The organism is Candidatus Hydrogenedentota bacterium (assembly GCA_019637335.1).
GTDB lineage: Bacteria > Hydrogenedentota > Hydrogenedentia > Hydrogenedentales > JAEUWI01 > JAEUWI01.
This window is the reverse complement of the sequence record JAHBVV010000015.1, coordinates 129,300-153,548: the sequence shown is the minus strand read 5'-3', so window position 1 is coordinate 153,548 and position 24,249 is coordinate 129,300. Positions and strand designations below refer to the sequence as shown.

Below are 24,249 nucleotides of genomic sequence, written 5' to 3'. Positions count from 1 at the left end.
GAGACGACGTTTTTGACCGCAGAGAACGCAGAGAGCGCATAGGGTGATTCCTGGTTCGCAGATGGATCGGGTGGATGATCGAGAGCGCATTCTTAACCACGAATGAACACCAATGCACACGAATGCATTGGAAGCAGCCGCGGGCCGCGATCAGGATTTGTGGCCACGGATTTCACTGATGACATGGATAGAGAAGGATCGGTGTAAATTCGAATCGCGAATGAAGAGCGGGTAACACTTTGGCTATCTGAAGTTGAGTAGCAGTTTAACCGCGGATGGACACGAATAAGAAACCGAGATTCCGTTCATGAAGCCGGCCTTTTTCCAGGCCCGCAGCCAGGCGCCCGAGCAACAAGAATCCCGATTGGCCACGGAGGACGAGACGGCTCTTCAAACCCGGTCAAAAGTCTCTCTTATTCGTGTGAATTTGTGTTCATTCGTGGTTGAGAATCTTCTTTGCTTCAGACGGCTAAACTGTTACGGCATTTCGTATATGCGGGCGGTCTACCTCCGCGGGCTGAAGCATTACGAAGAATCGAATTGTGGGACGGCAAACTGGAATGCCGTGTGTATGCCGCCAGACTTTTTCGGGCCAAAGGGCCAGCGCAGCCTGGGGTGAATGCGTGTTTATTGTGGATCTCCAGGCTGAACTGTGTTGTCGTAACCCGTTATTCGGCAATGGCTTGTGCTGAATGGCGCTGACTAAGCAAGCTCTTGGCGGGTAATCCGGGCCGGGTTCTCGTACCCATCCCGCGTGTCAGCCGGGCGCGAGGCTGAACGTCAAAGCCTCCACGACCGGTTGGCGTCTCAAATTCTCCGTTCGGTATTCCGGGCGGCATACTCCGCGCCCCGCTCGCCATCCAATCGCCGGAAGAGCGTTTTCCGGCGCCGCGCCCGCGATCGTGATTGGCCTGGCCCCGCTTTCACTGGGGTGGGGGTATTGACAAGGGGGCGGGCGGGTTGTTATTATCACTCTCCAAGGGTGAGTGCTAACAACCCGCCCAGTCCATTTCCAAATTCGCCCCGCCCGTTATACGGCGGGGCCGGTAACAACGGTAGCCTGATACCACTACTTCGAAAGAGGAGACAGACCATGAAAGTACGTCCGCTGGCAGACCGGATCCTGGTCAAGCGCGAAGAGCCGAGCGAAACCGTCCGTGGCGGCATCATTATCCCCGACACGGCCAAGGAAAAGCCCCAGGAGGGCAAGGTCGTGGAAGTGGGTCCCGGCAAGGTCGATGAGAACGGAAAGCGCACGCCCCTGGAGCTCAAGGCGGGTGACCGGATCCTGATGGGCAAGTACGCGGGCACGGAGGTGAAAATCGACGGCGTCGAGCACCTCATTATGCGCGAAGACGACGTGCTCGCCGTCATCGAGTAATCGCGTTCCCCACAATCAACGCAGGAAGGATGTTGCACTATGGCAAAGCAACTTGAATTCGGTGAAGCCGCCCGCCGCGGCGTGCTCGCTGGTGTGACCAAGCTGAGCAAGGCGGTAAAGGCGACGCTGGGCCCGAAGGGCCGCAACGTCGTGCTCGACAAAAAATGGGGCGCCCCGACCGTCACGAAGGACGGCGTGAGCGTCGCCAAGGAAATCGAGCTCGAAGATAAGTACGAGAACATGGGCGCGCAGATGGTGAAGGAAGTCGCCTCGAAGACCTCCGATGTCGCCGGCGACGGCACCACCACGGCAACCGTCCTCGCGGAATCCATTTTCCGGGAAGGCCTGCGCAACGTGACCGCCGGGGCCAACCCCATGGAGCTCAAGCGTGGCATTGACAAGGCCGTTGAGGCCATCGTGGCGAAGCTGGCAACCCTGAGCAAGCAGGTCCGCAACGACAAAGACGTCATCCGCAGCGTGGCCTCCATCTCCGCCAACACCGACATGGAAATCGGCCAGATCATCGCCGACGCCATGGAGAAGGTCGGCAACGACGGCACCATCACGGTGGAAGAGGCCAAGAGCATCGAGACCACCCTGGAAGTCGTCGAGGGCATGCAGTTCGACAAGGGATACCTCTCCCCCTACTTCGTCACCGACACGGAGACGATGGAGTGCGTGCTCGAAGACTGCTACATCCTCATCCACGAGAAGAAAATCTCCAATCTCAAGGATCTGCTCCCGCTGCTTGAGCAGGTGGCCAAGAGCGGAAAACCGCTCCTGATCATCGCCGAAGACGTCGAAGGCGAAGCGCTCGCGACCCTCGTGGTCAACAAGATTCGCGGCACCTTCGTGGCCGCCGCGGTCAAGGCGCCGGGCTTCGGCGATCGCCGCAAAGCCATGCTCGAAGACATCGCCATCCTCACCGGTGGGCTGGCCTTCTCCGAAGACCTCGGCCGCTCCCTCGAAAGCATCGGCCTGAGCGATCTGGGCCGCGCAAAGCGAATCGTCGTCGACAAGGACAGCACCACCATCGTCGAAGGCGCCGGTTCCAGCGCGGACATCATGGGCCGCATCAACCTGATCCGCCGCCAGATCGAGGGCACCACCTCCGACTACGACCGCGAGAAGCTCCAGGAGCGCCTGGCCAAACTCGCGGGCGGCGTGGCCGTCATTAACGTCGGCGCCGCGACCGAGATCGAAATGAAGGAAAAGAAGGCCCGCGTCGAAGACGCCCTCCACGCGACCCGCGCGGCCGTCGAAGAGGGCATCGTACCCGGCGGCGGCGTGGCCCTCATCCGCTGCCAGGAAGTCCTGGACACCCTCAAGCTCAGCGGCGACGAAGCCGTCGGCGCGACTATCGTCCGCCGCGCCATTGAAGAGCCCCTCCGCCAGCTTGCCTACAACGCAGGCGACGAGGGCGCGACTGTCGTCCAGCACGTCCGGGCCAAGAAGGGCTCGGTCGGCTACAACGCGGCCACGGGCGAATACGAAGACCTCATGAAGGCCGGCGTCATCGACCCGACCAAGGTCACGCGCACCGCGCTGCAGAACGCCGCGAGCATCGCCGGCCTCCTGCTCACCACCGAAGTGCTGATCGCGGAGCTTCCCGAGGAAGCGCCGGCCGGCGGCGGTGGCGGCGGCCACGACATGGGCGGCATGATGTAAGCCGATTCCCGATTCGAATGAATCACCCCGCCGCCCGGCGCCCCAGCGCGCCGGGCGGCGTTTTTCATGCCGGCGCAACGCGTGACGCCCGCCCTCCGGCGCGGTATAGTGGATCCGGGAGCGGAGAACCATGCGAAACATCGAGCTCAAGGCGCGCCTGCGCGATCGCGCCGCGGCCATCGCCGCCAGCGAAGCCATCGGCGCGCGATGCCACGGCGACATCCACCAGGTCGACACCTACTTCCGCGTTCCCGAGGGACGCCTCAAACTCCGCGCCGCAACGCCCGGACGCGCCGAACTCATCTTCTACCGGCGTCCCGACATCGCTGGGGCCAAGGGCTGCGACTACTTGCTGGAACCCATAGCGCCCACCGCAGCCGGATTATTCGGCGAGGCGCTCGGCGTTCTGGCGACCGTCGAGAAAACCCGCACGCTCTACCTGTGGGAGAATGTGCGCATCCATCTCGATCGCGTTACCGGCCTGGGCGACTTCCTCGAATTCGAGGCTGTCCTGGCCGAAGGGGAAGAGGACGCCAGCGGCTACGCGAAACTGGAGCACCTCGGCAATGCGCTCGGCATTGACCGGGAGGACACGCTGGCGTACTCCTACCTGGAGATGACCCTGCAAACAACCAGACCGTAACTCGCCTTTTTCCCGCGAATTGTGTAAGGTACTCTACATGCTGGCGCAACCGCCGCCATACCCTGATCGCCCACGAGGGTCCGCATGGTTACGAAGCTCCTGACACTGCTGCTCGCGCTTGCGTCCGCCTGGAACGCCGCCGCACAGGCCCCGCTGGACTGGGTCCGGCCCGACGAGCACGTATACAATCCCGCCTCCCTCCTCGGCGACCACCACGTGACCCGCCTCGAAGAAAGCGCCCGCCAGGCCCGCGCCATTGACGCCGTGCCCCTCTACGCTATCGCCGTCCCCGCCCCCGAAGGTTACGGTGGAGACGGGCTCGCCCCCGACGCCTTTGCGGAACGGATCCTCGCCGCGTTTCAGGCCGCGCTCGCGGAAGACAGTGGCCTGGATCGGGATCGGGCCGTCGCCGTAATACTCTTCGCGGACGCCGGCAAGATCGAAATCGCACTCGGCCCGGGATGGACGCCCGCCGCGCGCGGCCGCGCGCCCGGTATTCTTGCCGGGATCCGGGCGGACTACCTGGACATCGGCTCGCTGGCGCCCGGCCTGGTGGAATGCGCCGCCCGCGTGGTCGACATGATCCAGGACCAGCAAAAAGGCGCCGGTGCGACCACGTCCCGCTACTATGCCGCCGCTGGGGGGTTCGTCGCCCTCATCGCCGCCTTCGCGCTGTGGGGCTGGCGGCGCGGCCCGCGCGCATCAAGCGCCATCGCCGAAGCGGTCTCCCGCCAACACAAGTCCCTGATCCTCCGCGAATTGAAAAAGGGCGTCGATCCGAACGCCTTCGACGATCACGGCTACACCGCCGCCATCTACGCCGCGGGACAGGGCGACACGGCCGTCCTCCGGGAGCTCGTGGAACACGGGGCGGACCTCGGCCTCGCCACCGCGCAGGGCGAGACCCCGCTCTACGCCGCCGCCCAGCACGGCCACGCCGAAACCGTCCAGTACCTCCTCTCCCTCGGCCTCCCCGTGGACCCCGAAACGGTCCACCGCGAAACGCCGCTCCTGATCGCCGCCCGCGAAGGCCACGTCCCCGTGATCCAGGCCCTGCTCGCCGCCGGAGCCAACGTCAACCAGCAGGACAATCGGGGCTGGACCGCGCTTATGATCGCGCTGCGCGAAGACCACCGCGACCTCGTCAACCGCCTGTTGAGCCACCATGTCGATGTAAATCTCGCGCCACGAGAAGGGGCCGGCGCCCTGATGATGGCGGTGAAGCAGGAAGACGAGGAACTCGTCCGGCGCATCATCGAGCGCGGCGCCGATGTGCACCACACCGACCGCGACGGCATGTGCGCGCTCCGCATCGCCGTCCTTCGCGGGAATCAGCCGATCGCGCGCCGCCTGCTGAACGCCGGCGCCGACGTCACCGCGCCCTTCGCCAACAAGGAAACCCCCGTCCAGTGCGCCGAGCGCGAAGGCCACGCCGATCTCGCCGCCTACCTCAAGAAACGCGTCAAACGCCTCGCCGCCTGCATGGATATCCTCGAAGTCGTCGCCCGCGGCGACATTGATCGCATCCGCGAAATCGTGGCGCAGGTCCCCCACAGCGTCAACGTCCACTCCAAGAGCAGCCGCTGGACGCCCCTCCTGATCGCCGTGCGCGCGCGCCACCTCGATATTGCCGAGATCCTCCTGGCGAACGGGGCCGATGTCCACGCGCGGAGCACCGAGGGCAAAGCCGCCATCGCCTACGCTGTCGATCTTGACGACTTGGCCATGGTCAAGGCCCTCCTCGAAGGCGGCGCCCGAATCGACCAGGTCGACCCCACCGGAATCGACCTGCGCGGCTACGCCGAGCAGCAGGACCGCCCCGCCATCGTCGAGTTTATCGACTCTTTCCGCGATCAGCAGGCCGCCGGACACGCCCTCTTCACGGCCGTCAAGGAAGACGACCCGCCCAAGGCGCTCTCCATCCTCAAGGAACGCCCGCTTTGCGTGGACGCCCGCACCCGGCACGAGCGCTGGACACCCCTGCTCCACGCCGTCCGCGAAGACAACGCCAACATGGCCAAGCTCCTGCTCGAATTCAACGCGCAGGTCGACCTGGCCAACAGCCGCGGCATGACCCCGCTCATGTACGCCGCGCGCAACGGCAACATCGAACTCGTGCGCCTCCTCGTCAACCACGGCGCCGATGTGCGGATCCGCTCGCGCGAGGGAAACACCGCCTGCGAATTTGCCCTCGACCGCGGCCACGTCCGCATCGTCATGCTGCTCCAGGAGGTTGAAGCCCAGCTCGCCGCATTATCCACCGCCGGCCTGCTCGATGGGGCGGATACCGTGGCCGATTTCACTTCGGTGGACGGTGGAGAAGTCCTGGAAAGCGGCGATCGCGGACGCGCGACCGATATTTTTCGCGCTATCATGTACAACGACCTCGCACTTGCGCGCAATGTCCTCAAGCACTGGCCCGAATGCGTGCAGCTCCAGCGCGGGCCCGCCGAACTCACCCCCCTCCACATGGCCATCAACGCCGGCCTCTACACCCTCGCTGAAATGCTGCTCGAAGCCGGGGCCGACGTCAACGCCACCGCCAGCGACGGAAAGACCCCGCTTTTCCAGGCCGTCGCCCGCGCCGACAGGAACCTCGTAAGCCTCCTCCTCAACCACGGCGCCCGCGTATGGCATCTCGTCCAGGGCCAGACCGCGATACAGGTGGCCCAGGCCGCCGGCTACGACGACATCGTCGAAGAACTCACCCGCCCCCCAGACATCAGCCGCCCGGACCCGGCCACACCCGAACAATAATCCCCCCCGAGGGACGTACTGCCGCAAAGGGACGTACCGCCGCAAAGAAGCCAAACCTCCCAAAACAAACCCCACGTCAAACCCAACACCCAAACCCAGCCACAATACCCAAATCGCGGGGGTACGTCCCGGTCCGATTCGAAAGCCCCAGGGCGCGTGCCCGTCCCGGTCCGGGTAGCCCACACCGGCTCGATCCCGCGCCCCACCTGCCAACCCCTCCAATCCTCCCTCAATACTGCGTCACAAACGCATCCGCATTCATCAACGCGCTCGCCACCAGCGTCCACGCCGCCAACTCCGCCGGATCATACCCCTCACCCGCCACTGTCTCCCCCACACCCAACAACGCCTTCGCCGCATCCGGACGCGCCCGATACGTCGCCGCCTCCGTCTCATACTGCGCCAGCAGCGCCGCCATCTCCACCGGGCGCGGCGGACGCCCGAACACCACCCGACACGCGTATTCAATGCGCTCGCCCGCCCCGGGTCCCGCCTCCTCCAGCACCCGCCGCGCCACCTCCCGCGCCGCCTCCACGTACTGCACATCGTTCATGAGCACAAGCGCCTGCAACGGCGTGTTGCTCCGGCTCCGGCGGGCCGTGCACACATCCCGGTTCGGCGCGTCGAAAATCAGCATGCCCGGCGGAGCCGCCGCACGCTTCCAGAATGTGTAGAGACTGCGCCGGTACAGCTTCTCCCCGTGATCCTGAATGAACTCCTGGGCCGTGTACCGCTGGCCGCCCCCGCCATACGCCACATCCCGCCACAAACCGGGCGGCTGATACGGCTTCACGCTCGGGCCACCCAAACGCTCCACGAGCAACCCGCTCGCCGCCAGCGCACTGTCCCGAATCACCTCGGCATCCAGCCGGAAGCGTGGACCCCGCGCCAGAAGCCGGTTGTCCGGATCCGCCCCATCGCCGCGCACCCGCGACGACTGCCGGAACGTCGCCGATGTCGCAAGCAGCCGGTGCATCGCCCGAACGTCCCACCCAGACGTCACAAACTCCACCGCAAGCCAGTCGAGCAGTTCCGGATGCGACGGGCGATCGCCCTGCAAACCAAAATCGTCCGGCGTCCGCACCAGCCCCTCCCCGAAGAGGCGCTGCCAGAACCGGTTCACCGTCACGCGCGCCGCCAGCGGATTCTCCGGCGCGACAACCCACCGCGCAAAGCCCAGCCGGTTCGCGGGGGTCCCTTCGGGCCACCCGTGCAGCGCAGCGGGCACGCCCGGCGCCACAGCCTCCCCCGGCTGATCGTACAGGCCCCGCACCAGCACATGCGCCGGACGCGGCTCGCTCCGCTCCTCCATGACCATCGTCGTGGGAATCTGCGCGTCCAGCCGCGACAGCGCCCAGGCCTGGTCGCGTTCCTCCTCGTGAAGCGCCGCCCAGCTGTCCCAGTGCCGGCTCCGGTAAAACGTCCGCAGCGCCACGTTCTCCGCGTCACTTCGTTCCTCGGGACCCCGCGCCAGCGCGCGCGCCACCAACAGCGGCATTGGCCCGAGTTCCTCGCCCCGGCGCGCGAAAAAGAAACTGTGCCCATTAAAATCATAGTAATCCACCACCTTCGCCAGCACCGCGTTCTCGCCCGCGCGCAATTCTATCGTCACCGGTGCCGGATGCGGCCCCACCTCCCCGCGCTGGGCCGCCTTGTCCAGAACCAGCCGACCATTAACCCAGAGCCGGACCGCGTTGCGGTTGTCCAGCGCAAGATCCATCGTTCGCGGCGTCGGCGCGCTGATGGTACGGTAGAGATACGTCGCGCAGGTCTTCCCGGGAAGCCCCTGCGGCTTGCCGTCGGCGAATTCCCCCTCGGGACGCCCCCAGACGGGTGTCCCGTCCGGGCGGAGCGCGTCCAGATCGATCCCGCCGGGCGCCACGTGCGCGGTGTCGAGCGCCGCGTCCCCCGTCGCCTCCACATACGGCCCGGTCACATGCCAGGGGCCCATCGCCGCGGGCAGCCAGCCGGGATCGGAGCTGACCTCGACCCGGACGCCATCCTGCGCGGCGGCCCCGCGCACCGTAACCCGAAGCAGAGAAGAACCGTCCGCACCAATGGGCGCCCCCGCCGCAAGCACCAGCGCTTCACCTTCCCAGGCCGTCTCCAGGCTGCCGTCGTGCGCCGGCGCCGCGTCCCCCGCGATCGCCGCACTCCCCGCCAGCGCCACGGGCGCCGCCTCGCCCGCGCCATCCGCCGGCGCAACGCCCAATTCCACCTCCGCAATCCGCAGAGAAGCCGCATCCCCGCCCGCCGAAAGCCGCACCGCCGTGACGCCTTCCTGCTCCAAAATCCCAGTCAAAACCGCCACACCCGCCTCCGGCGTCTCCCGTGAAACCTCCACCGGCGTCCAGCGCGCTCCCGCCGCCGCGCGTTCCTCCGCCTCCCACGCCGCCTGCGCCGCGTCCAGCGCCGGATCCGGCCGCAGCTTCTCCTCCCGCACCGCCGCAATCGCCGCCTCCAGGCGCGCACGCGCGGCGGACTGTTCCGGCAACGGCGCTGGGATGCGGGGAATCGAATTGCCGTCCAGCTCCGTGCCGAAAAGCCGCGACTCCTCCTCCGTGATGTTGTTGAAGAAGGCGTACATCGCGTAAAACTCGCGCTGCGATATCGGATCGTACTTGTGATCGTGACACTGCGCGCATTTCAGCGTAAGCCCGAGCCACACCGCGCCCGTCGTATCCACCCGGTCCACCACGTTCATCACGCGGTATTCCTCGAAGATCGCGCCCCCCTCCATCATGATGGGATGGTTCCGGCTGAACCCCGTCGCGATCCGCTGCTCCAGCGTGGGCGCCGGGAGCAAGTCCCCCGCAAGCTGCTCCACCGTGAACTGGTCGAAGGGCATGTTCTGATTGAACGCCGCGATCACCCAGTCCCGGTATCGCCACATCGTGCGCTCGATGTCCGCCGCGTACCCGTTCGTGTCGGCGTACCGCGCCAGATCGAGCCAGTACCGGCCCAGATGCTCCCCGTAACGCGGCGACGCCAGCAGCCGGTCCACCAGCCTCTCGTACGCATGCGGATCGGCGTCGAGGACAAACGCCTCCACCGCCTCGGGAGTCGGCGGCACGCCGGTCAGCGCCAGCGAGGCGCGGCGGATAAGCGTATGGCGATCGGCCTCGGGCGACGGCGTCATCCCCGCATCCGCCAGCCGCGCCAGCACAAAGTTATCGACCGGATTCCGCGGCCATTCCGCGGGCGCAACCTCCGGGACCGCCGGCCGCGCGGGCGGGATGAACGCCCAGTGCGCCTGCCACGGCGCGCCCGCCGCAATCCACCGACGCACGGTCTCGATTTCCGCTTCCGAAAGCGACTTCCCGGTTTCCGGCGGCGGCATCCGCTTGTCGGGATCGGGTGCGGTCATCCGCTCCAGGATCAGGCTCGCGGACGGATCCCCCGGCGCCACGGGACGCGCGCCATCCTTACCCGCGCCCTTTGCGGCCTCCTCCAGATCCAGGCGCAGCCCCGCCTTCCGGGCCGGCGCATCGGGGCCGTGGCACGCAAAGCAGTTGTTGGAGAGTATCGGCAGAACCTCGCGATTGAAGTCCGGAGCCTCCCCGGCGATCACCCCGCCCGTGTGCGCGAGACCCGCGAGGATAAGAACGAAGGCTTCTAACCGAAGGCGCCACATGGTTTCCGTTCACTCCATCCTGCCCGGACCATCCGCGATCCGGAAGCCCAGGCCCTGGTACAGCGCAATCGCGCGGCTATTGCCCGCGTCCGTCGTCAAATACGCCGCTGTATCGCCGAGTTCCGCAAAACGTTCGCACACCCGCCCGAGCAACGCCGACGCGATACCACGGCGCTGCACCGCCGGCACAACAGCCACCCAATGCACCCGCCCGCCGGGCACGCCATGGGCCGGATCGTTGAACCACGCCGTCGCCGTGGCCACCGCCCGGCCGTCGCCATTCACCACAAAGATCTGGCGCGCCGCCAGCGCGTCTTCGTCATCGCCGAACTGCCGCGCGTGCAGCGCCTGCGGCAGCGGATCGTAGAAATGCGTCTCCGCATGGATCCGCGTCCACGTCTCGCGATCGCCCGCCCGGTAGGCGCGGTACGAGAAACCAGCGGGCAGTTCGCGCCGCGGAACCGCCTCCACCCGGTCCACCACCATTATCACGTCAGGCATGGCTCAAAGGACCTCCTCTCACGGTTCGCCCGGCGCCGCGGCCGGTTCCAGCAGCGCTTCGCGAAAAAACGTATACACCGCGCGGGCCTTCCCGCGCACCAGTCCCCCCGCAAGAAAAAGGCCCACCGCTACCAGTATATTCGATGCGACGATGGCGGCAAGATAATAACGCGGCCAGGGGAGGACGAGAAACAGCATGAGAAACAAAAGGTTCACCAGAAAGGCCAGCAGCGGGTAGATCGCCGCCGATCCGGGCTCCCGCGCCCAACCGTGAACCGCGCGGAACACCAATGCCCCCAAACCCGCCAACAGGAACAGCGCCGCGCCCGGAAATGTCGCCAGGCTCCACGCCACCCGGTTCAGTATCTCAGGAATCCCCGGCGGCCCTTTGTCCTCCCCCACAATCGTCCGCGCCTGGTTCCGCATCAGCGTCTTCCAGCGAAAAAACAGCAGCGGCATCTCCAGGGGCTTGAGCAGATTCGCGATCTGCGGGTAATGGGCGCTCACCAGCGGACGCGCGTGCCCCGCCACCGCCAGCTCCGCCCAGATTTCGCCCCAGCCCGGCAATTCCTCGCCCGCGCCGGGGGTCCGGACGCGCTGGATCTCCTCCCGCAGCGCGGCGCCGTCCCACCGCGCCGGGTCCGGCCAGAAAAATGGATTCATCAGCAGCGGAAGCAGTACGGCGGCGGCGCCGAATACCGCCACGGCCGCAACACGCCACCGCATCCCCGGCGCCGTGGCGCGCGGGCGCAAAACCATCGCCGCCAGGAACAACGCCCCGATCAGCACCAGCCCCGCCACCTTGATCGAGTACGCGATCGCCGCGCACACCCCGCACAGCAACGCCAGCGACAGAACGCGCCGCGGTTTTCGCGCTTCCAGCAACGCCATAAGGGCCAGCCCCGCGCACAGCAGCGCCAGGAGGTAGGGCATGTCGGTCATCGCGTTCGTTGCCAGGTTCAGGAAGGTCCCGTTCAACATCGTCAGCGCCGCCGCAATCAGCCCAATCTCGAACCGGAGCGCCCAGGTCGCCATCACAAACACCAGCACGCAGTTCAACGCGCCGTAGAACGCGCAGATGCTCCGCGCCGCGTACAGCAGCGGCAGCGGCGGCACGCGGCCATGGATGATGTTGTTCTCGATGGACTGGTTCCAGTGGTACACCGCCGCGCCCGACTCCGCGGGATAGAAGGCCCGCTGCCAGAGAATCAGCGGAACCCCGATCATCAGCTTGCCCGCCGGCGGATTCATGTTCCCGTACGTGCTCAGCCCCTCGCCCGTCCAAGACGAAGGCCGGAAGTCGCCCGCCAGAAACGCCTCCGCCGCCCGGAGCGAGGCCGGTATCCACCCCGCCTCGTCCCCGTGAAAGCCCGTGCGCGGCACGTTGAACGAAAAAATGACCACCGCGCAGACCGCCACCGCCACGCACCCCGCCCACCACTGGCGCCGCGTCGCCGGGCGGCGCAGCGCTTCCGTCATCACTATCACCGCCGGTGTATGGGATCTCGCCGTGTCCAAATCCGAAAACATCGCTCCGCGCCGTTGAGGTTATCCGCCATGGTACACCGGCCCGCCCGCACAACGCACCTGCCAGGGCGATCGCATTTAGACTTCCAATTTCAGCCGAGCGCCCTATGAAGCACCTTCCATGTTAGAAAGGGCGCGTGTTGGAGGACGGGCATTTCGCCTGCGGCGAATCCCGGACCTTGCCGGCAGAGATGCCGGCGCTCCAAATCGCTCACTTTCGTTGATTCAAGGTTCCAAATCGATTCAAGTCTTACGCCCATATTCCGAGATCGAGTTTAGATGCGATTGCCCTGACGCACCTGCCTTGATCCGCCCGCGATCCTTTGCCACAATGCCCCTTCGCCCGATCCGCGCGCGTTTCCACGCGCCGCCGCACCCCGGATCGCGACCGATGAAAGGAATCCCCCATGCGCATATCCCATCTCGTATCCTCCCGCGTCACCCGCCGCATCTGCGCGGGCGCGCTGCTGCTAACCGCTTTCCCCGCCGCATCGGACTTCCCCGCGTTTGACGCCCTCCCCGAACGCGCGGATCTCCCCGACCCCTTCATCATGCTCGACGGCTCGAAAGTGGAAACCCCGGAAGACTGGGTCCAGAAACGCCGCCCGGAGCTCAAGGCCCTTTTCCAGCACTACGTCTACGGCTACGCGCCGCCCGCCCCGAAGCTCCTCTTCGAGGAAACCGCCCCCGAAACCACGATCCTCGACGGCAAGGGCCGGCTGAAACAGGTGACGATCGCCTTCGAGGGCCTGCCCCCCGGCGCACCCCGGATCAACCTGGCCCTCTTTCTCCCCGCCAGCGCCCAGGGCCCCGTGCCGGTCTTCCTCGCAATCAACAAGTGCGGCAACTACGAAGTCCTCCCGGATCCCGCCATCCATCACAACCCCGACGCCTGGTGTCACGAAAAATGCCCGGAGACCGTCGAGGAGGGCCGCGGATCAAAGCAGGACTTCTGGTGCGTGGAATACCTGCTGGATCGGGGCTACGCCTTCGCCACCTTCCACGAAAGCGATGTCGACCCCGACAAACACGACTTCGAGGACGGCGTCCACGCCGCCTTCAAGAATGTCGCGGCTCCCGACCACGCCTGGGGCACCATCGCCGCCTGGTCGTGGGGGCTGCGCCGCTGTATCGACTACCTCGTCACCGACCCGGACATCGACGCCAACCGCGTCTGCGTGACCGGCCACTCCCGCCGCGGGAAGACCGCCCTCCTCACCGCCGCCCTGGACGAACGTGTCGCCCTCGTCGTGCCGCACCAGTCCGGAACCGGTGGCATGGCCCTCAGCCGAAACAACGACCAGGAAACCGTCGAGCGCATCAACCGCGTCTTCCCCCACTGGTTCTGCGACGCCTTCACCTGGTTCGATCACCGGGAAAACCGGCTGCCGGTCGACCAGCACCTGCTCGTGGCCCTCGTCGCGCCGCGCGCGCTGCTGGACACCGCCGGCCTCCAGGACGCGTGGGCCAACTACGAAAGCGCCCTGAAAAACATCCGCGCGGCGGACCCCGTCTGGAAGTTTTTGGGCGCCCCGGGCATCGCCGGAAACGACATGGTCCTCGGCCCCGCGCCGCTGGATCCCGAAAAAACCGGCAACCTGATGCAGTTCCGGCTGGACGAGAAGCACACCCTGAACCAGGCCTACTGGAAGGGCATTCTCGACTTCGCCGACCTTCAATTCAGCCGGTAGCGGCGGCGATATGGCGCCGGCCGACAGCGAGGCGAACCCGGGGCCGAGACGGCTCTTTGTGCGCCCGCCGCGCCTCGCCCTGGCGATAATCCTGTGCGCCGGGCTGATTGACCCATTGTCGCACCTGCTCGTGGCCAATTTTCCGCCGGCTGGCGCGGTTTTCACGGGCGGCCACACCGTGGATACCTTCAACTACCTTACGGGCATGCGTTATGCCCGCCCGCCGTGGTACTCGCCCTACTCCCTTTGCGGCGATGCCGGCGCGGATGGCGATCCGGCGATCTACGCCATCCCCCACCACCATCTGTTCGGCCTCGTCGGCGCAATCGGGTCGCGGCTGCATATTCCGCCGTTCCACATGGCGGGAATCGCCAACGGCCTCTGCGCCATGTTCTACCTTTACGCGGTCTATTGCTTTCTCGCCATCGCCGTGCCGCGCCTCGCAAACCGCGCCTTCCTGCTCTTTGGCCTGGGCGGCGGCCTCGGCGGGCTGCTGTACGTGCTGACGTGGCCGTTCGGCGTCCACGATCACCCGGAGTTCGGGCGCTATTTTCTGCGTTACTTCATCTACGAGCTTAACGATGGCCCGCGTTTCCAGCCCTGGCTCATGGCCGCGCGAATGTACTACACGCTGGCTTTCGGCTTCGGATTTTTCGCCCTTGCCGCGCTTGCTCGCGGCATACTATACGGGCGCCGCGCCGATCTCGCTATCGCTTCGGCGCTTTTCGCGGCAACCGCGTTCGCAAATTTCCGGGTGGGCCCCATGCTGTGGGCCGCCGGTTTCCTGCATCTTGGCTGTGCCGCGGGGGGCGCGTCCGTGGCGGGGATCGCAGACGCTCCACCGGCCCGGCCCGCCGCGAGTTACTGGACTTTCCGCCAGTCCGGCCTCTGGATCGCCGTCTCCTTCATAGGCGTCATGATCGGCGGCGGGGCCGCGCTGTGGATGGTCTCCCGGAACCCCCAGCTCGTCGAGAGCGTGGCGCGGAGCCAGCGTACCGCCCTCTGGTTCTCGCCCTTCATCAGCGCAACCTTCTTCTACTGGATGATCCTCCCGACCACCCTGGTCCGCGGGATTCAACAGGCCCCCGGATGGCTCCGGTACGCGGGCTGGACGGCGTTCGCCTACATCGCCGCCTTCGCGCTGCTCTACGCGGGCTATCAGGCGTATTACGGCAATTTCCTCATCACCGGCGAGTTCCAGGTGGCGGTGCTTATGTCCGACTATGCCCTGCTTTTCGGCGTACCGATCGGCCTGGCGGCGGCCTGGTGGATCGGGACACCGTCCCAGCGATTCCCATTCCCGCCGGGAGGGCTGCCGTTCACGGCGCGGGAACCCCACGCGCCGCCGCACCATGCGTGCGAAGGCGGGTATCGAGCGCGGGGCGACGCCACGCCAGAGGTTCCGCCGTGGGCCGCTCTCTGGCTCCTCGCCTTTTTCGGCCTGTCCTTCTCCGCCTGGGGCCAGGGCTCGTTTCTCCGCTTCACCCCCGACCGTTTCGTGATCGTCCTCGGCGTGCCCCTCGCGATCCTTGGCGCGGCGGCGATTGAACGCGGCATTTCCCGCCGCCCGCGCTTCTTTCGCGGCATGCAACTCGCCATCCTCTGCTGCGGCATCCTCTCCATCCTCGTCACCTGGCTGGTCAGCCATGGCCCACTGGGCTATCACACCCTCCAGCGCCACTACTCCTGGACCCGAAACCCCTACATGAACCAGGCGGACGCGGACGCCCTCGTACATCTCGGCGAAGGCGTCGTCCTGGCGCCGGCTACGGGCGCCCCGCTCATGGGCGACCTTGCGGTGATGCGTGGAAACCCGACCGTTTATGGCATCGGTACGCTGGATTACTCGCGGCGGGTAGTCACGGGCATCCGGGCGGATGTCGCGGATTTCTACCGCCCGGAAACCGCCGATGCCTGGCGGCGGGAAAAGGCGGCGGAGTGGTGCGTGCGCTACGTCTTCTGCCCGGATACGGACCCGGTCGATCCAGGCACGGTCGCCCAACTGCGCGCCTGCGAATGGCTGGAGGAGGTCGCGGCGGTGGGGGATGCGGTGCTCTTCCGGGTGCGGTAGCTGGCTGGAGTCTACGCTTCCCGCCGGTACACGATCTTCCCGTCGCAGATCGTGTATTTCACGAGCCCCTTCAGCGTCTCCCCGACAAACGGCGAGTTTTTGCTCCGGGAACCGAATTCGCGCTCGGTGACCAGCCACTCGGCCTCCGGATCGAAAATGCAAATGTCCGCGGCGCCGCCTTCCTTCAGTTCGCCCGCGCCCAGATCGCAGATCCGCGACCCCGCCACGGTCATAAGCTCGATGGCGCGCTCCAGGCTGATGTGGCCCGGCCCCACCAGGTCCGTGATGGTTCGCGCGAGCGACGTCTCCAGCCCGATGATGCCGAAGGGCGCGTCCGCGAACTCCTGCGCCTTCTCCGTGGCCGTGTGGGGCGCGTGGTCCGTCGCGATGCAGTCCACGGTCCCGTCCTTAATGCCCGCGATAATGCCCTCGCAATCCATCTGCTCGCGGAGCGGCGGGTTCATCTTCGCGTTCGTGTTGAACGTCCGCACCGCATCGTCCGTCAGCGCCCAGTGGTGCGGCGCCGCCTCGCAGGTCAGCCGAACGCCCTTCCGCTTGTAGTGGCGGATCGTGTCGATGCCCTCCGCCGTGGTCACGTGCTGGATATGCAGGTGCGCCCCCGTCATCCACGCAAGCCGGATATTCCGCGCAATCGCAATCTCCTCGCAGGCCTTCGGGATGCCTGGAATGCCGAGCGTCGTTGACGTATAGCCCTCGTTCATCGCGCCGCCCTTCGAAAGATCGTGATCCTCGCAATGCGCCATGTACGGCAGCCCAACCATCTTCGCATACTCCAGCACGCGCCGCATCACGCCGCTGTCCGGAATGTCCTTGCCGTCGTCCGTCACCGCCACCGCGCCCACATCCTTCAGCTCCGCCATCTCCGTGATTTCCCGGCCCTGCATTCCCTTTGTGGCGCAGGCCGCCGGACGGATCTTGATGCACGCCGTCTCCCGCGCGCGGCGGTTGACAAATTCCACCATGCCCGCGTTGTCAATCGTCGGATTCGTGTTCGCCATCGTCACCACTGTCGTAAAGCCGCCCCGCGCCGCCGCCCGGCTCCCCGTTTCGATGGTCTCCTTCGACTCGAAGCCCGGCTCCCGGAAGTGCACGTGGATGTCCACCAGGCCCGGACACACCACGCAGCCCGCCGCGTCAATCGTGGCGTCGCCCTTAAGATCCTTGCCAATCCGGGTAATCGTCGCCCCCTCAAAGAGGATATCAAGGCGCTCGGAAAGGCCGCTCGCCGGGTCAATCACGTGCCCGTTCTTAATAACTGTGCTCATGGCTGAAATGCTCTTTCGTGCTGCAATGTTACGCTACTCGCTATGGCCCATCGGGCGCCTCAAGTCCCTGCAACCCATCCCGCGCCGCCGATCCGCCCTTCAGTGCCTGTCCCGGCCGCCGCTGTTCACCAGCAGGTGCATCGCCGCCATGCGAATCGCCACCCCGTTGCTCACCTGTTCCAGGATTACGCTGCGCGGACCATCCGCCACCGACGTCGACAACTCGATGTCCCGGTTAATCGGCCCGGGGTGCATAACCAGCGCGTCCGGCTTCGCATGCGCCAGCGCCGCCGTATCGATCCGGAAAAGCCGAATATACTCGCGCAAACTCGGGAACAGCCCGTCCTGCTGGCGCTCCAGCTGGATGCGGAGTGAATAGATCACATCCGCGCCGTCGATGGCCTCGCGCAGGTTGTGCGTCACCTCCACCCCCATCCGCTCGATCGCCGCCGGCATCAGCGTGGCCGGACCGCACAACACCACCTGCGCGCCAAGCTGGTTCAGGCACATGATGTTGCTCCGCGCCACGCGGCTGTGCTCGATATCGCCGATAATCGCCACCCGCACCCCGTCCAGCCCCGCCTCCGGGTCCCGCCGCAACTTCCGGATGTGCTCCCGGATCGTGAACGCATCCAGCAGCGCCTGCGTCGGGTGCTCGTGGCGCCCGTCGCCCGCGTTGATGATGTGCGAATCGTGGCGCGCCGCCAGGATATGCGGCGCCCCCGCCGCGCTGTGCCGCAACACAATCACATCCGAGTGCATCGCCTCGATATTCGCCAGCGTGTCGTGCAGCGTCTCCCCCTTCACCGAAGAAGACGAACTCGCGGCAATCGAAAGCGTGTCGGCCGTGAGCCGCTTCGCCGCCAGCTCAAACGACGTCCGCGTGCGGGTGCTCGGCTCGTAAAACCAGTTCACCACGAGCCGCCCCTGCAACAGCGGCACCTTCTTAATCCCGCTCTCGCGCTTCGACACCGCCACAAACTGCGGCGCCGTATCCAGAATCAGTTCAATTTCCCACCGCTCCAGGCCTTCAATGCCGATGAGGTCTTTCCGGCTCCACGTCTTCTCACGCGATTCGGGCGCCACCTAGCGTGCTCCTTCTTCCCCGGCGTCGCGCCGGGTCACCAGAACCAGGTCTTCGCCATCGATTTCCACCAGGCGCGCCGTAACCCACTCGCCCGGATCCGTCGCCATGGAATACCCCAGATAATCCGCCTGGATCGGCAGCTCGCGCCCGCCACGATCCACCAGGCACGCCAGCTGGATACGCCGCGGCCGACCATAGTCCATCACCTCGTCCATCGCCGCCCGGATCGTCCGCCCCGCCGCCAGCACGTCGTCCACGAGCAGGATCGTCCGCCCGTCCACGTTGAAATCAAAGTGCGTGCTGCCCTTGTCCTTCGGCGACCCCAGCCCCCCGCGAAAGTCGTCGCGGTACAGGGTGGTCGCCAGCGATCCCACGGGCGGCGTGATCCCCGTGAGCTTCCCGATTATCGCGGCCAGGCGGTCGGCAAGCGGACGCCCCCGCCGCAGGATGCCCAGCAGCGCGAGATCCTCCAGTTCCGGATTGTCGTTGGCGATTTCGTGCGCCATGCGCAAGAGATTCTCCGCCATGGCGGATTCACCCATGACAACCGTGGCTTCTTGTTCCGGGGGCATTGTTTCGCTCATAACCGCGTCCAGATAAAAAAAAGCCCTTCCCGGGGGGGCGAGAAGGCGGATTCGTTCATTGGCCAGGCTACCCTATTGCGTCAGATGCAGCCATATGCGTACACCGGGGAAATATTAGCAGGGTCGCGGGCGGGATGCAAGGGGGCACCGACCCCTATCGCGAGGCGGCCCCCCGTTTTTCCTAGTTTGGGCCATCGTGTGCGGAACGACGGATTCCACGATCCGGATATAGCCGGGACATGCCCGCGTTCACCGGGAGGTTTGGGTTTGCTCCCGTGTGCGGCTTCCCCTGGGGGGGGGGCTGTCGGCTGTGCTTGCATCCGACCTCATTACGTGGCATGATCGGTTGAGCGTGCGGCTGCGCCAGCTGGCGCGCGCTTCCCTCCGAGTTTCCTTCCTGGGGTTTAGTGTGTACAACCTGTTGCAAAACTGGGGTTTCGGGCTTGGCGACGCCATTGGCCTGGTCGCCGCGCTGATCTTTTACGGGCGCTTCTACTTGCAGTGGTACACGTCGGAGCGCCTGAAGCGCAGTGTGGTTCCGATCGGGTTCTGGTACATGAGCAGCGCCGGGTCGTTGTTGCTGTTTGGCTACGGCGTGTACGTGCAGTCCGCGGTGGGGACGCTTTCGCATTGCTTCAACACGCTGATTTATGCGCGGAACCTGATTCACGTGTGGCGCGCGCGGGGGACGCTGAGCCGCCGCCGTTCGTTGATTGTGCATGGTCTGGCGCTTGGCGCGATCGTGGTGGCGGCGGGGCTGCTTGTTTTCACGTGGTTCAATGTGTTGCACAGCACGCGCACGAGTCCTGAGTTGGACGCGGGGCGGACCTGGTTCTGGATCGGGGTGGGGGTTGCGGGGCAGGCGCTGTTTGCGGGCCGGTTCATATTGCAGTGGGTGACGACGGAGCGGCGGCGCGAGAGCGTGATTCCAGTTGCCTTCTGGTACCTGAGCGTGGCAGCATCGGTGTTGCAGCTGGCTTCGTTTGTGCAGTTGCGGGACTGGATCTTCGCGCTTGGTATTGCGACGACGCTGCCGATTTACACGCGGAACATCTGGATCATTCACCGGCACAAGCAGCAGTATTCCGAATCGGCCTGAATCGGCCTCCAACCGACCGGGAGAGAAATTGACCATGCCCATGCCCGTAACGATTGAAAAGACCCCGCTGGATGGCCTGCTTGTGGTGAAGACGGGGGTGTTCCACGATGATCGGGGCTACTTTTCGGAATCCTATTCGCGGATGATGTGGGCGGAGGCGGGGTTTCGCGAGGAATTTGTGCAGGATAACCTGAGCCATTCGCGGAAGGGGACGCTGCGCGGCATGCACTACCAGATTGCGCCGGAGGCGATGGGGAAGCTGGTCCGGTGCGTACACGGGTCGGTGTATGACGTGGCGGTGGATCTGCGCCGTGGATCGCCGACCTTCGGCCAGTGGCATGGCATTGAGCTATCCGCCGCGAACCATCTTTCGTTCTGGGTTCCGGCGGGTTTCGCGCACGGGTTTGTGGCGCTGGAGGACGATTCGCTGGTGCACTACAAGTGCACGGGCCACCATGCGCCGGCGTTTGAACGCGCGTTGAATTATGCGTGCCCGAAGGTGGGAATCGTGTGGCCGATCGCGCCGTCGGTCATCACCCAGAAGGACGCGGACGCGCCGTTTCTGGATGATGCCGAGACGAATTTCAGCTATTGAGGCGGATTATTCGAGGGGGAGTCCGAGGCCGCGCAGGTCGCAGACGAGGACGGGGTAGGGGACCTTGGCGCCGTTGTGGAGGGTGAATACGCCGCCGGGGAACTGGCCGCCGAAATTGACGGGCGAAACGTCGATGCCGTCGGTGTCGGTGGCGCCTTCGACCGCGAAGGACATCACGAAAGAGTTTTCCGCGTCGAGCCGGTAGACCATGAAGCGGCTGCTGCCCTGGCTGGAGGCGAGGAGGTACCGGTTGTCGCCCTTTCCGTTGAGGAGGGCGAGGCCCTCGACGTCGGCGGTGAGGCCGTGCGCGCCGACGGGGTGGACCAGTTCGCCGGGCGCGGGGTCGGCCGGTTCCGCGCCGACGCGCCAGATACCGACTTTCTCCTCGCCGATATAGAGCGTGCCGGTTTGATCGTCCGCGGCGCATCCCTCGCTTTCGGTGATGGGCCAGCTGCGAACTTTGGTTCCGCTTACGGCGCCGTCCCCGCTTACATCGAGCCGGTATTGCTCAACGAATCCGCCGGTGTCGTTGGGGACGGTGATGGCGTAGAAGGCCCCGTCGCGGGGGCTGCGGTAGAGGGTCAGGCCGTAGTTCATGCCGGTCTGTATGGCGTCATCGTCCACGCGGGCGATGGTGCGGGTTTCGGGGTCAACCGCGTAGATGTGCACCTTGAGATCGTTTCGCTCGTTGAAGGCGACGATGGAGACTTCCCGCCCGCCGAGGGGAAATCCGTTTCGGATATCGATGTTGCCGGGTTTCCCGACGTTTGCGACGGTCTGAATGAGGGAACCGTCGAGGCCGTAGACGAACAGGTGTCCGGCGGTTTTGTCCGATGTGATAATGGTGCTGCGGGCGGGATCGGTGGGGTGGACCCAGATGCACATGTCGTCCTGATCGAGGACATCGGGGTTGGTCAGGGTGAGGGCGGGGGTGAGGGTGGTGTCTTCATTGGCGGGGGCGTGGTTGACGGCGCCGAGGGCGATCGTGGCGGCGACGAGTAGTATTCGGGTGCGTGTAAACATGGTGAGGTTCTCCTGGGTGTAGTGTAGCGAAGCGGCGCGGGTGGCGTCCTACGAGTACGCCGCCGCGCCCCATGCTGGAGCGCGGCGGCGGAGGAACGCGGCGGGCGATCAGTCGTCCCAGGAGGAGTAGTTGAAACCGATCGCGGCGGCGAGGACGCTGGTCGGGATGTCGGTGTCGCTCGGATACTTTGAGAACTCCACATGGCCGTCCATGTAGAGGATGTTGCAGCCGCCGGGGAGGTGGTTGAAGGAATCGGGGCCTTCCTCCTTGAACCAGGGGGCGGGCGGCGGCACTAGGGCGCCGGAACCGATGTTGTCCCACATGACGGGAACTTCGCTCTGCGCGCGCGCGGAGGCGCCGGGGTTGTTGATATCGGTGATCAGGAAGCGCTCGATGCCTTCGCGGGTGCGGAGGATGGTGCTCGATCCGCCGTTGCCGGTAACGTTGATGCTGATGCCGGTGAAGTCGAGCACGTGCTGGGCGACCTGGGCGGCGGGCCAGTTCGACACCCTGATGTCGGATTCAAGCGCGGCGTAGAAGGATTCGAGGGTGGTTCCGAAGCCGGCGTCGAGCCAGTCGCCGATGCCACCTTCGAGGTTCATCATGCCGTAGTCTTCCTTGCCCATGGTGATGGTGACGAGGGTTGCGAAGACGTCGACGTTTTCCGCGACCCACGGCCAGTAGGTGTAGCTGGCGTCTTCGAAGGCGCCCGGGGCAATTGATCCATAGGCGGGGTGGGACTGCGGCAGGTTGCCTTCCGCGCCTTCGCACCAGTCGCCCTGTGGGCAGTCCAGGTACCCGTCCGGGGTTTCACTGTCCGAGGGGCAGAATATGATGCTGGCATCGCTCATGTATTCCGGATAGAGCTCGACTCCGGAGGGGATGTTCTGGGCGTCGAGATCCCAGTCCTGCCACGGCACGGTACCGGAAGGGTCGTCGCGGTACTCCTTCGCCTCCAGGTTTTCCTGCAATCCGAGCCGTGGAAAACGGTTGCCCCGCGACTCATTGGCGTACATTTTCAGCACGAGCCCCATCTGCTTGAGGTTGTTCTGGCAGCTTGCGCGGCGGGCGGCCTCGCGTGCGCGCGCCAGTGCGGGGAGCAGAATGGCGGCCAGGATGCCGATGATCGCGATGACCACCAGCAGTTCGATCAGGGTGAATCCACGTCGTTTCATTGCGTTTCTCCAAGGTTTGTTTTGCACAGTCCAGATACGGAACACATCCCTCCCCGCCCGCCTCCAGCGCCGCTTCCGGTGAAATTCTTGCGGGCGCAGCGCGGCGCTCGGATTGGCAGGGCAAGTTGGGAAAAGATTACGCGCGGCGCGTTGGGGGAGAATTAGGCATATTTGAGGATGGGGGTAAATACGGGTTAGATTTGCGTGAGGGGGTTGGCGCCGGCGGCGGGCCGCGAGAAGCCCAGCGAATCGGCATTTATGGGAGTATGTGAGCTATGTGGAAAACAGGGGTGTATTCCGCCGTTCTCTGGGCGGCCTTGTTCGCGATGGGCGCGGGGGCCGAGAGCGCCCGGTTCGTTCAGGAGGAATTCGCCATCGGGCTGTGGGTCGATCCGCCGCTGGACGAGCGGGCGGACGAGCGCTACCGGGAGCTTGCGGAGGCGCACTTCACGCTGGTGATTGGCGGGTTTGGCGGTCCGGAGGCGGCGTTGCAGGCGGCGCTCTGCGAGAAGTATGGTCTCGGTCTGATCGCGTCGGGCCGGCGCGGCGACCCGGCGGATCTGGCCGACGGACCGGCGGTTTGGGGCTATGCGCTGCGCGACGAGCCCCACGCGCGGGACTTCCCAGAACTGCGGGAACGGGCGGACGCGGTGCGCGCGGCGCGTCCTGGGAAGCTGCCGTACATCAACCTGTTTCCGAACTATGCGGACGCGGAGCAGCTCGGTACGGAGACGTACGAGGAGCATGTGCGGCTGTTTATCGAGACGGTGCGGCCCGAAGTGTTGAGCATGGACAATTACCCGCTGTTTCACCCAGGGCGCGACACGCGGGAGCGCTACCGGGAGAATCTGGAGATATTCCGGGAACAGTCGCAGGCGGCGGGGATCCCGTTCTGGAATTTTTTCAACACGATGCCCTACGGCCCGCATACGGATCCCACGGAGGGGCAGTTGCGCTGGCAGATATACACGTCGCTTGCATACGGCGCGCGCGGTGTGCTGTATTTCTGCTACTACACGCCGGCGGGAGGAGAGTTTCCCAAGGGCGGCGCGATTATCCAGCGGGACGGGCGTCGCACGCGGCACTATTACGAGGCGCAGCGGATCAACGCGGAACTGAAGCGCCTGGGTCCGGTGCTCATGCAGCTGCGAAGCACGGCGGACGTGCGCGTGGACGAAAGCGCGGGGGACGTCCCCTCCGAGAAACTCGCGGGGCAGCCCATTACAGATCTCACGCGCGACACGGAAGATCCGCCGCTGGATCTGCTTGTCGGGGCGTTCGCGCATGACGACGGTCGCCGCGCAGTGCTGCTGAACAACTACCACTTCGCCTACACGGCGTGGCCCACGGTTGCCTTTGACTCGCCAACCGAGGCGATCCGCGAGGTGGACAAGTATAGCGGGGAATTGATTCCGCTTATCGACGACAGCCCGGCGATGGAGGGCATCCAGATTTCGCTGGGGGCCGGGGATGGGCGGTTGTTCTTAATGCCGGGTGGCGGGTGATGGGGGAATTGATTAGTGTTC

The 24,249-nt window shown here is 65.6% G+C and carries 17 protein-coding genes; 9 read left to right on the top strand and 8 right to left on the bottom strand.

From position 1 onward, the window contains the following. Window positions 1–1,093 precede the first annotated feature (1,093 nt). From KF886_16480 to KF886_16465, 4 genes are all read left to right on the top strand, one after another. Entirely contained in the window at window positions 1,094–1,381 is a 288-nt protein-coding gene (locus KF886_16480; GenBank protein ID MBX3178953.1) for a co-chaperone GroES, read from the top strand. Window positions 1,382–1,420: 39 nt separating this feature from the next. Beyond that, the gene (gene groL / locus KF886_16475) at window positions 1,421–3,049 is read left to right on the top strand and encodes a chaperonin GroEL (GenBank protein ID MBX3178952.1); all 1,629 of its coding nucleotides are present in this window, start codon (window positions 1,421–1,423) and stop codon (window positions 3,047–3,049) included. 130 nt (window positions 3,050–3,179) lie between these two features. After that, window positions 3,180–3,692: a class IV adenylate cyclase gene (locus tag KF886_16470; protein MBX3178951.1), complete on the top strand. Its 513-nt coding sequence runs from the start codon at window positions 3,180–3,182 to the stop codon at window positions 3,690–3,692. A gap of 84 nt (window positions 3,693–3,776) precedes the next feature. Then, window positions 3,777–6,449: an ankyrin repeat domain-containing protein gene (locus KF886_16465; GenBank protein MBX3178950.1), complete on the top strand. Its 2,673-nt coding sequence runs from the start codon at window positions 3,777–3,779 to the stop codon at window positions 6,447–6,449. Between the two features lie 229 nt (window positions 6,450–6,678). Here KF886_16465 and KF886_16460 read toward each other — a convergent pair whose 3' ends face one another. Genes KF886_16460 through KF886_16450 form a run of 3 tightly spaced genes read right to left on the bottom strand, consistent with a single transcriptional unit; the run spans window position 6,679 to window position 12,063 of the window. After that, a complete protein-coding gene (locus KF886_16460) occupies window positions 6,679–10,083 on the bottom strand; it encodes a PSD1 domain-containing protein (protein ID MBX3178949.1) in 3,405 nt (1,134 codons plus the stop codon). Window positions 10,084–10,092: 9 nt separating this feature from the next. After that, window positions 10,093–10,584 carry a GNAT family N-acetyltransferase gene (locus tag KF886_16455; protein MBX3178948.1) on the bottom strand — a complete coding sequence of 164 codons (492 nt, stop codon included), beginning with the start codon at window positions 10,582–10,584 and terminating at the stop codon, window positions 10,093–10,095. Between the two features lie 18 nt (window positions 10,585–10,602). Further along, on the bottom strand, window positions 10,603–12,063 hold the full coding sequence (locus tag KF886_16450) for a hypothetical protein (GenBank protein ID MBX3178947.1): 1,461 nt from the start codon (window positions 12,061–12,063) through the stop codon (window positions 10,603–10,605). A 455-nt stretch (window positions 12,064–12,518) separates the two neighbouring features. On the opposite strand from KF886_16450, the gene KF886_16445 reads away from it, so the two are divergent. Then, window positions 12,519–13,802 (top strand): acetylxylan esterase, encoded by a 1,284-nt coding sequence (locus KF886_16445; GenBank protein MBX3178946.1) that lies wholly within the window; start codon window positions 12,519–12,521, stop codon window positions 13,800–13,802. 10 nt (window positions 13,803–13,812) lie between these two features. Beyond that, on the top strand, window positions 13,813–15,873 hold the full coding sequence (locus KF886_16440; GenBank protein ID MBX3178945.1) for a hypothetical protein: 2,061 nt from the start codon (window positions 13,813–13,815) through the stop codon (window positions 15,871–15,873). 11 nt (window positions 15,874–15,884) lie between these two features. Here KF886_16440 and KF886_16435 read toward each other — a convergent pair whose 3' ends face one another. From KF886_16435 to pyrR, 3 genes are all read right to left on the bottom strand, one after another. After that, complete coding sequence (locus KF886_16435) at window positions 15,885–17,159, bottom strand: dihydroorotase (GenBank protein ID MBX3178944.1); 1,275 nt, start codon at window positions 17,157–17,159, stop codon at window positions 15,885–15,887. Between the two features lie 99 nt (window positions 17,160–17,258). Beyond that, window positions 17,259–18,245, bottom strand: coding sequence for an aspartate carbamoyltransferase catalytic subunit (locus tag KF886_16430; GenBank protein MBX3178943.1), 987 nt, complete (start codon window positions 18,243–18,245; stop codon window positions 17,259–17,261). After that, the gene (pyrR, locus tag KF886_16425) at window positions 18,246–18,830 is read right to left on the bottom strand and encodes a bifunctional pyr operon transcriptional regulator/uracil phosphoribosyltransferase PyrR (GenBank protein MBX3178942.1); all 585 of its coding nucleotides are present in this window, start codon (window positions 18,828–18,830) and stop codon (window positions 18,246–18,248) included. Window positions 18,831–19,140: 310 nt separating this feature from the next. On the opposite strand from pyrR, the gene KF886_16420 reads away from it, so the two are divergent. Together KF886_16420 and rfbC are read left to right on the top strand one after the other, a co-directional pair. Continuing rightward, window positions 19,141–19,929, top strand: a complete 789-nt coding sequence (locus KF886_16420) for a lipid-A-disaccharide synthase N-terminal domain-containing protein (GenBank protein ID MBX3178941.1) — start codon at window positions 19,141–19,143, stop codon at window positions 19,927–19,929. Window positions 19,930–19,969: 40 nt separating this feature from the next. Continuing rightward, complete coding sequence (gene rfbC / locus KF886_16415; protein ID MBX3178940.1) at window positions 19,970–20,524, top strand: dTDP-4-dehydrorhamnose 3,5-epimerase; 555 nt, start codon at window positions 19,970–19,972, stop codon at window positions 20,522–20,524. A gap of 6 nt (window positions 20,525–20,530) precedes the next feature. Here rfbC and KF886_16410 read toward each other — a convergent pair whose 3' ends face one another. Continuing rightward, on the bottom strand, window positions 20,531–21,547 hold the full coding sequence (locus KF886_16410; protein MBX3178939.1) for a phytase: 1,017 nt from the start codon (window positions 21,545–21,547) through the stop codon (window positions 20,531–20,533). Between the two features lie 108 nt (window positions 21,548–21,655). Then, a complete protein-coding gene (locus tag KF886_16405; protein ID MBX3178938.1) occupies window positions 21,656–22,723 on the bottom strand; it encodes a DUF1559 domain-containing protein in 1,068 nt (355 codons plus the stop codon). A 290-nt stretch (window positions 22,724–23,013) separates the two neighbouring features. On the opposite strand from KF886_16405, the gene KF886_16400 reads away from it, so the two are divergent. Beyond that, window positions 23,014–24,228, top strand: coding sequence for a beta-galactosidase (locus tag KF886_16400; protein MBX3178937.1), 1,215 nt, complete (start codon window positions 23,014–23,016; stop codon window positions 24,226–24,228). The last annotated feature ends 21 nt before the right edge of the window (window positions 24,229–24,249 follow it).

What these genes read in the sequence shown, in the direction of transcription:
- KF886_16450 (MBX3178947.1), bottom strand. Translation starts at nt 12,063, where the DNA reads ATGACGGAAGCGCTGCGCCGCCCGGCGACGCGGCGCCAGTGGTGGGCG.
- KF886_16445 (MBX3178946.1), top strand. Translation starts at nt 12,519, where the DNA reads ATGCGCATATCCCATCTCGTATCCTCCCGCGTCACCCGCCGCATCTGC.
- KF886_16470 (MBX3178951.1), top strand. Translation starts at nt 3,180, where the DNA reads ATGCGAAACATCGAGCTCAAGGCGCGCCTGCGCGATCGCGCCGCGGCC.
- KF886_16465 (MBX3178950.1), top strand. Translation starts at nt 3,777, where the DNA reads ATGGTTACGAAGCTCCTGACACTGCTGCTCGCGCTTGCGTCCGCCTGG.
- KF886_16460 (MBX3178949.1), bottom strand. Translation starts at nt 10,083, where the DNA reads ATGTGGCGCCTTCGGTTAGAAGCCTTCGTTCTTATCCTCGCGGGTCTC.
- KF886_16440 (MBX3178945.1), top strand. Translation starts at nt 13,813, where the DNA reads ATGGCGCCGGCCGACAGCGAGGCGAACCCGGGGCCGAGACGGCTCTTT.
- pyrR (MBX3178942.1), bottom strand. Translation starts at nt 18,830, where the DNA reads ATGAGCGAAACAATGCCCCCGGAACAAGAAGCCACGGTTGTCATGGGT.
- KF886_16455 (MBX3178948.1), bottom strand. Translation starts at nt 10,584, where the DNA reads ATGCCTGACGTGATAATGGTGGTGGACCGGGTGGAGGCGGTTCCGCGG.
- KF886_16435 (MBX3178944.1), bottom strand. Translation starts at nt 17,159, where the DNA reads ATGAGCACAGTTATTAAGAACGGGCACGTGATTGACCCGGCGAGCGGC.
- rfbC (MBX3178940.1), top strand. Translation starts at nt 19,970, where the DNA reads ATGCCCGTAACGATTGAAAAGACCCCGCTGGATGGCCTGCTTGTGGTG.
- KF886_16480 (MBX3178953.1), top strand. Translation starts at nt 1,094, where the DNA reads ATGAAAGTACGTCCGCTGGCAGACCGGATCCTGGTCAAGCGCGAAGAG.
- KF886_16405 (MBX3178938.1), bottom strand. Translation starts at nt 22,723, where the DNA reads ATGAAACGACGTGGATTCACCCTGATCGAACTGCTGGTGGTCATCGCG.
- KF886_16410 (MBX3178939.1), bottom strand. Translation starts at nt 21,547, where the DNA reads ATGTTTACACGCACCCGAATACTACTCGTCGCCGCCACGATCGCCCTC.
- groL (MBX3178952.1), top strand. Translation starts at nt 1,421, where the DNA reads ATGGCAAAGCAACTTGAATTCGGTGAAGCCGCCCGCCGCGGCGTGCTC.